Consider the following 7,550-nt stretch of genomic DNA (forward strand, 5'->3'; position numbering starts at 1 on the left):
ATCAATTCAACAGATATAAAACTGGTCTTCAGCTAAAGTATTTAAATCATTTTAAATTTTTCAGTTCTCTCATGAATAAACTTATCTTCTTACTAATCGGTTGTCTTATTCTTAGCGCATGTTCATCAATGCAGGTACGCCCTACAGTAGGTGTAAGCATGGGAACACAACTCTAAAAAAAGAAGCAGCATTTAAGCTGCTTCTTTTATATTAATTACCATTTGAACAGTTTGGATCGATTCCATATGGGCTTAATATATTCGGAGCATTAAGTTCACTCACGGTAACATCTTTAGTTAAATAACCTAAAGTTAAAGATGTAGATCCTTTAATCAAACTTCCCGAAACTGTAGATTTAGCCGTTAACTGAACCGTTAACCAAGATGCATAAATTTTAGGGTATTGAATCTTAAGATCAAAACGACCATTTCCATCTGTTGTATATTTATTATTGGTTGCAGCAGTACCTGCACTATTAATATACGATACAACTTGGACTGTAGAATTTTCTTTAAGCGGCTTTAATTGATTAACAACCTCACCGTTAACATTTACGGCTTGAACTGGTGAAGTACATGCAGCTCTAGTAACAGGTAAATATTCATCTGGCTTACCATCTGCAGGAGTAGACGTGTCAACAAAAGCAAATTGCCCCTTATAATAAGCAAGCGCATTGACCCCCATTGTTACGTCTTGATTTGGTATAGGTTTACCATCAACATCAGTCACTTGTACTGAAATATTTTTATAGTAGTAAACACCATCACTGGAGTCTTCCATTGTTGTCGGATTATATGCTACAGCAATAGCACCAACCGCTACCGGCACATCAGAATTAACAACATCGAGTTTATACGTATAAACTTTTGTTGATTGACCAAAGTTAGCTTCTAAAACAAGATCATCTGTTACAAACTGTGCTGCACTATATGATGACGCTCTTTGATTTTCACTAAAGGATAAAGTGTAGGTGATCTGACCATTGGCATCAGTTTGCGTCGCATTTGGTGTAAATCTAACGCCATTTGACGCTGAGTTTCTAACTTTAAGCGTGATCGCTTGATTTGCTAAAGTTGAACCATTTGCATCTACAGCTGTTAATGTAACAGTTGTTTGATCGCCCCTAACATTTAAAGAAGTTTTTGTAGCATCAAACAAAACAATACTGGTGGTATCAGCTTCAACAGTACTATCACTACCTGTGACTGTTACAGTTTGTTCTTGAGTCAGCGTATCATTATTTGTAGATGCAATTAATTTAAAACCATTTTTCACCAGCTCATTTATTGAACTTGATGTTTTTGGAGTTTTTATAATGTATACGGCATTACCTGCTGCATCTGTAGTTTGAGTAGACACTCCTTCTATAGAAGCATTATTGGTTGGATCAACTAATGCCAAAGTAACATTAGCACCAGCAACGCCACCTTTATTTTTATCTAAAGCTCTAACTGTAACTGTTAAAGTATCATTCGTCGCCGCAACTGATAATTTATCTAGCTCTATCTTTAATGCTGTAGCAGTCGTTTGTTGAGATCCAGAATTATTACTTCCAGATGAGGAATTACTACTATTTGATGAACCACTCTGGTAATAACCATCGCCGCCTCCCCCACCACAACTCGCTAACATAATTGATACAGCAATAGCCGACAACTTCAAGGTAAGTTGTTTTTTATACATACTTTTCATTTCCCCAATCTTTCCTAAAGGTATAAGATTTTTTAATTATTTATATTATTAGTGTAATCATATTCGCCACACTCTGTAAACATAAATTACATTGTGTTTTATTATGTAACTTATTAAATGCAAAATTCTTAAATATTGGGATTTATAATGTTCGATATTATTATCATTGGCGCAGGTACGGCTGGTATTAGCGCCTATAAAGAAGCAGTAAAATTTACCAATAATATTTTAATTATAAATGATGGACCATGGGATACCAGTTGCGCACGTGTAGGGTGTATGCCAAGTAAAGTTTTAATCTCTACAGCAAATCGTATGTATGACATACAAAATGCTCAAGAAGTTGGACTGAATGCTTCAGTAGATATTAACACTGATCAAGTTATGCAACATGTACAAACTTTACGTGACCGTTTTACAAAAGCTACCCTAAAAGATGTAGAACAGTGGCCAACTGAACATAAAATTTCAGGTAAAGCATATTTTATTGATCCACAAACTATAGAAGTTAATGGTAAACAGTACCAATCAAAAAGCTTTATTCTAGCAGTAGGCTCTACACCTAATTATGACCAAGCTTGGAAAAAAGAATTAGGTGAGCGTTTTATCACTACAGATCAAATATTTGAATTAGAAAAACTACCTAAATCTATTGCTATTATTGGAAGTGGTGTAATTGCCCTCGAGATTGCACAAGCATTACATCGTTTAGATGTAGAAACAACTATATTTGCACGAAGTAAAAGAATTGGAATATTTACTAGCTCTAAATTACAGCAACTTGCTCAAGAAGAGTTAAGTAAAGATTTAAACCTTTTATTTGAGACATTACCGACCGAAGTAAAGTCTACTTCTGATGGTGTTATATTAAATTATAAAGTTGACGAAAAAGAATATTCTATTAAAACCGACTATGTTTTATCTGCAACAGGTCGTTCAAGCCTACTTGATACTCTAAAGCTAGATAATATTGATAAATCTTTTATTGATATTAAGTTGTTACCCATAGATGCAAAGACAAAACAGTTAGATAAGCATCCAATTTTTATTGTAGGAGATGCTTATACTTCAACCCCCTTACAACATGAAGCAGCGCATGAAGGGAAAAAAGTTGTTTATAACTGTCTGAATTATCCACAGGTTAATACGGTTAAAACACTCACTCCCTTAGGAATTGTATTTAGCCACCCAGAAATGGCAATTGTGGGACAAAGTTATAAACAGCTAAAAGATAATGGCATAGACTTTGTCACGGGTGAAGTCTCTTATGAAAGACAAGGAAGAGCTATTGTACTTGGGAAAAATAAGGGCGCTATTGAAGTTTATATAGAACGAGAAACGCAAAAGCTACTTGGTGCAGAGCTGTTTACCGAAGCAACAGAACATATGGCTCACCTATTAAGCTGGATCATTAGTGAAGAATTATCATTAAATGACATTTTAGAAAAGCCTTTTTATCATCCCACTCTTGAAGAAGGACTACGCACAGCTCTAAAACATGCACGTAGACAGTTAAAATAATACCTTTAGAAGGATTTTCTTAATTTTAAAGTGGGCTCTTATTTATTTCGCGCACATAAAAAAACACCCCAAGCTCTTTTGAGATTGGGGTGTTTGAATAATGAGCTGGCGATGACTTACTCTCACATGGGTAACCCCACACTACCATCAGCGCTAAGAGGTTTCACTTCTGAGTTCGGGAAGGGATCAGGTGGTTCACTCTTGCTATGGTCGCCAGCACAACTGTTATGGATACTTGCCTTGGTCTTATTGTCTGCCAATGCGTTTTCCAAATCTTTACAGATGGGCTGATTGAATCTGAACTTGTTCATTTTAACTAGTGGAATAACTAAATCAAGTTACTTAGTATGATAATGAATCGATTGATGCTTTATATACAACTGCTTGGGTGTTGTATAGTCAAGCCTCACGAGCAATTAGTATTGGTCAGCTTCACATATCGCTATGCTTCCACATCCAACCTATCAACGTCCTAGTCTCGAACGGCTCTTTAGAGGACATAAAGTCCTAGGGAAATCTTATCTTGAGGTAGGCTTCCCGCTTAGATGCTTTCAGCGGTTATCCCTTCCGAACATAGCTACCCGGCGATGCGACTGGCGTCACAACCGGTACACCAGAGGTTCGTCCACTCTGGTCCTCTCGTACTAGGAGCAGATCCTCTCAAATTTCCAGCGCCCACGGTAGATAGGGACCGAACTGTCTCACGACGTTCTAAACCCAGCTCGCGTACCTCTTTAAATGGCGAACAGCCATACCCTTGGGACCTGCTTCAGCCCCAGGATGAGATGAGCCGACATCGAGGTGCCAAACACCGCCGTCGATATGAACTCTTGGGCGGTATCAGCCTGTTATCCCCAGAGTACCTTTTATCCGTTGAGCGATGGCCCTTCCATACAGAACCACCGGATCACTAAGACCTACTTTCGTACCTGCTCGACTTGTGGGTCTCGCAGTTAAGCGCGCTTTTGCCTTTATACTCTACGCGTGATTTCCGACCACGCTGAGCGCACCTTCGTACTCCTCCGTTACTCTTTAGGAGGAGACCGCCCCAGTCAAACTACCCACCAGACACGGTCCTCGTCCCGGATAACGGGACAGAGTTAGAACCTCAACATTACCAGGGTGGTATTTCAAGGACGGCTCCATTGGAACTAGCGTTCCAACTTCAAAGCCTCCCACCTATCCTACACAAGTAAGGTCAAAGTTCAGTGTCAAGCTGCAGTAAAGGTTCACGGGGTCTTTCCGTCTAGCCGCGGGTACACTGCATCTTCACAGCGATTTCGATTTCACTGAGCCTCTGCTGGAGACAGCGCCGCCATCATTATGCCATTCGTGCAGGTCGGAACTTACCCGACAAGGAATTTCGCTACCTTAGGACCGTTATAGTTACGGCCGCCGTTTACTGGGGCTTCGATCAAGAGCTTCGCTTACGCTAACCCCATCAATTAACCTTCCAGCACCGGGCAGGCATCACACCCTATACGTCCACTTTCGTGTTTGCAGAGTGCTATGTTTTTAATAAACAGTTGCAGCGGCCTGGTTTCTGCGGCTGTCATCAGCTCAGGAAGCAAGTTCCATCACCAACAACAGCGTACCTTCTCCCGAAGTTACGGTACCATTTTGCCTAGTTCCTTCAGCAGAGTTCTCTCAAGCGCCTTGGTCTACTCGACCTGACCACCTGTGTCGGTTTCGGGTACGATTCCTGTGTAACTGAAGCTTAGAGACTTTTCCTGGAAGCATGGTATCAGCCACTTCACTGTACAAGTACAGCTTGCTATCGGATCTCAGTATAGAGTACCCCGGATTTGCCTAAGATACATACCTACATCCTTCCACCTGGACAACCAACGCCAGGCTGACTTAACCTTCTCCGTCCTCTCATCGCATTACACAGAAGTATTGGAATATTAACCAATTTCCCATCGACTACGCCTTTCGGCCTCGCCTTAGGGGTCGACTCACCCAGCCCCGATTAACGTTGGACTGGAACCCTTGGTCTTTCGGCGAACGGGTTTTTCACCCGTTTTGTCGTTACTCACGTCAGCATTCGCACTTCTGATACCTCCAGCATACTTCTCAATACACCTTCATCGGCTTACAGAACGCTCCCCTACCACTTGACTAATGTCAAATCCGCAGCTTCGGCACATAGTTTTAGCCCCGTTACATCTTCCGCGCAGGCCGACTCGACTAGTGAGCTATTACGCTTTCTTTAAAGGGTGGCTGCTTCTAAGCCAACCTCCTAGCTGTCTATGCCTTCCCACATCGTTTCCCACTTAACTATGATTTTGGGGCCTTAGCTGGCGGTCTGGATTGTTTTCCTCTTGACTACGGACGTTAGCACCCGCAGTCTGTCTCCCGGATAGTACTCATAGGTATTCGGAGTTTGCATCGGTTTGGTAAGTCGGGATGACCCCCTAGCCGAAACAGTGCTCTACCCCCTATGGTATTCGTCCGAGGCGCTACCTAAATAGCTTTCGGGGAGAACCAGCTATCACCAGGCTTGATTAGCCTTTCACCCCTATCCACAAGTCATCCCCTGGCTTTTCAACGACAGTGGGTTCGGTCCTCCAGTTAGTGTTACCCAACCTTCAACCTGCTCATGGATAGATCGCCTGGTTTCGGGTCTATACCCAGCAACTAAACGCCCTATTAAGACTCGATTTCTCTACGGCTCCCCTATACGGTTAACCTCGCTACTGAATATAAGTCGCTGACCCATTATACAAAAGGTACGCAGTCACCGAACAAGTCGGCTCCCACTGCTTGTATGCATGCGGTTTCAGGATCTATTTCACTCCCCTCACAGGGGTTCTTTTCGCCTTTCCCTCACGGTACTGGTTCACTATCGGTCAGTCAGGAGTATTTAGCCTTGGAGGATGGTCCCCCCATATTCAGACAAGGTTTCACGTGCCTCGCCCTACTCGTCATCATTATGTGTGCCCTTTCGTGTACGGGAATATCACCCTCTACGTTCGCACTTCCCAGAGCGTTCCACTAAAACACACATAACTTAATGGGCTGATCCCCGTTCGCTCGCCGCTACTGAGGGAATCTCAATTGATTTCTTTTCCTAAGGGTACTGAGATGTTTCACTTCCCCTCGTTCGCTTTGCAACACTATGTATTCATGTTGCAATACCTACCTTAAAGTAGGTGGGTTCCCCCATTCAGAAATCTCCGGATCAAAGGATATTTGCCGCCTCCCCGGAGCTTTTCGCAGGCTATCACGTCTTTCATCGCCTCTGACTGCCAAGGCATCCACCACATGCACTTAATTACTTGACTATACAACCCCAAACAGTCGTCAACACCTACAAGTGAGTGTTGTCCGTGCGATTCTTCATCGCTACTATCTGTTGTCTGTGTACTTAAACACTGTACAGCTTCAATCTAAATTCATATACCAAAACGCTTGATTCAGTTAATTTGCTAGTTCTCAATTAACTCCAAGATCAGAATTACTTCATCTCTCTTTGTTATTGAGTGAACAATTTATTTCAGACTCAATTTTGCCAATCTGTTAATGAATAAACATGCCTTCGTCAGGTCATGCTTAATACCGTGATACTTAAATCACAGAAGTTAATAAACCAAGATCTCAATCTCTATTTACTAATTTCTGTAATCCGAACTTCTCTTAAGTTCTGGTGGAGACTAGGAGAGTCGAACTCCTGACCTCCTGCGTGCAAAGCAGGCGCTCTACCAACTAAGCTAAGTCCCCAGCTTACATCATCAGTCATGTATCTTTTTATCTATAACTTCAACCAGTCAAAGTCATGGTGGGTCTGACAAGACTTGAACTTGTGACCCCACGCTTATCAAGCGTGTGCTCTAACCAACTGAGCTACAGACCCTCAGATACATCTATGAAGAACAACTTGTTGTGGATTCTTACCAATCGTCAATCTTTCGTTAAGGAGGTGATCCAGCCGCAGGTTCCCCTACGGCTACCTTGTTACGACTTCACCCCAGTCATCGGCCACACCGTGGTAACCGCCCTCTTTGCAGTTAGGCTAGCTACTTCTGGTGCAACAAACTCCCATGGTGTGACGGGCGGTGTGTACAAGGCCCGGGAACGTATTCACCGCGGCATTCTGATCCGCGATTACTAGCGATTCCGACTTCATGGAGTCGAGTTGCAGACTCCAATCCGGACTACGATCGGCTTTTTGAGATTAGCATCACATCGCTGTGTAGCAACCCTTTGTACCGACCATTGTAGCACGTGTGTAGCCCTGGCCGTAAGGGCCATGATGACTTGACGTCGTCCCCGCCTTCCTCCAGTTTGTCACTGGCAGTATCCTTAAAGTTCCCGACATTACTCGCTGGCAAATA

General features: G+C 42.6%; 2 protein-coding genes, 2 tRNA genes, 2 rRNA genes and 1 other annotated feature. Of the genes, 1 reads left to right on the forward strand and 5 read right to left on the reverse strand.

Annotation, left to right across the window (positions count from 1 at the left end):
* Window positions 1-210: 210 nt before the first annotated feature.
* A complete protein-coding gene (locus ABLB96_RS18340) occupies window positions 211-1,692 on the reverse strand; it encodes an Ig-like domain-containing protein (protein ID WP_348898361.1) in 1,482 nt (493 codons plus the stop codon).
* A 147-nt stretch (window positions 1,693-1,839) separates the two neighbouring features.
* On the opposite strand from ABLB96_RS18340, the gene ABLB96_RS18345 reads away from it, so the two are divergent.
* Entirely contained in the window at window positions 1,840-3,213 is a 1,374-nt protein-coding gene (locus ABLB96_RS18345) for a dihydrolipoyl dehydrogenase (protein ID WP_348898362.1), read from the forward strand.
* 103 nt (window positions 3,214-3,316) lie between these two features.
* Here ABLB96_RS18345 and rrf read toward each other — a convergent pair.
* The 4 genes from rrf to ABLB96_RS18365 form a co-directional block, all read right to left on the reverse strand.
* Window positions 3,317-3,431: ribosomal RNA gene (gene rrf / locus ABLB96_RS18350) — 5S ribosomal RNA — on the reverse strand.
* 177 nt (window positions 3,432-3,608) lie between these two features.
* Window positions 3,609-6,500, reverse strand: a 23S ribosomal RNA gene (locus ABLB96_RS18355).
* A gap of 360 nt (window positions 6,501-6,860) precedes the next feature.
* Window positions 6,861-6,936: transfer RNA gene (locus ABLB96_RS18360), tRNA-Ala, on the reverse strand.
* A gap of 56 nt (window positions 6,937-6,992) precedes the next feature.
* Window positions 6,993-7,069 (reverse strand) — tRNA-Ile (locus ABLB96_RS18365).
* A 59-nt stretch (window positions 7,070-7,128) separates the two neighbouring features.
* Window positions 7,129-7,550: a sequence feature (16S ribosomal RNA rRNA prediction is too short), on the reverse strand.

It is taken from the genome of Acinetobacter sp. XH1741 (assembly GCF_041021895.1).
Classification (GTDB): Bacteria; Pseudomonadota; Gammaproteobacteria; order Pseudomonadales; family Moraxellaceae; genus Acinetobacter.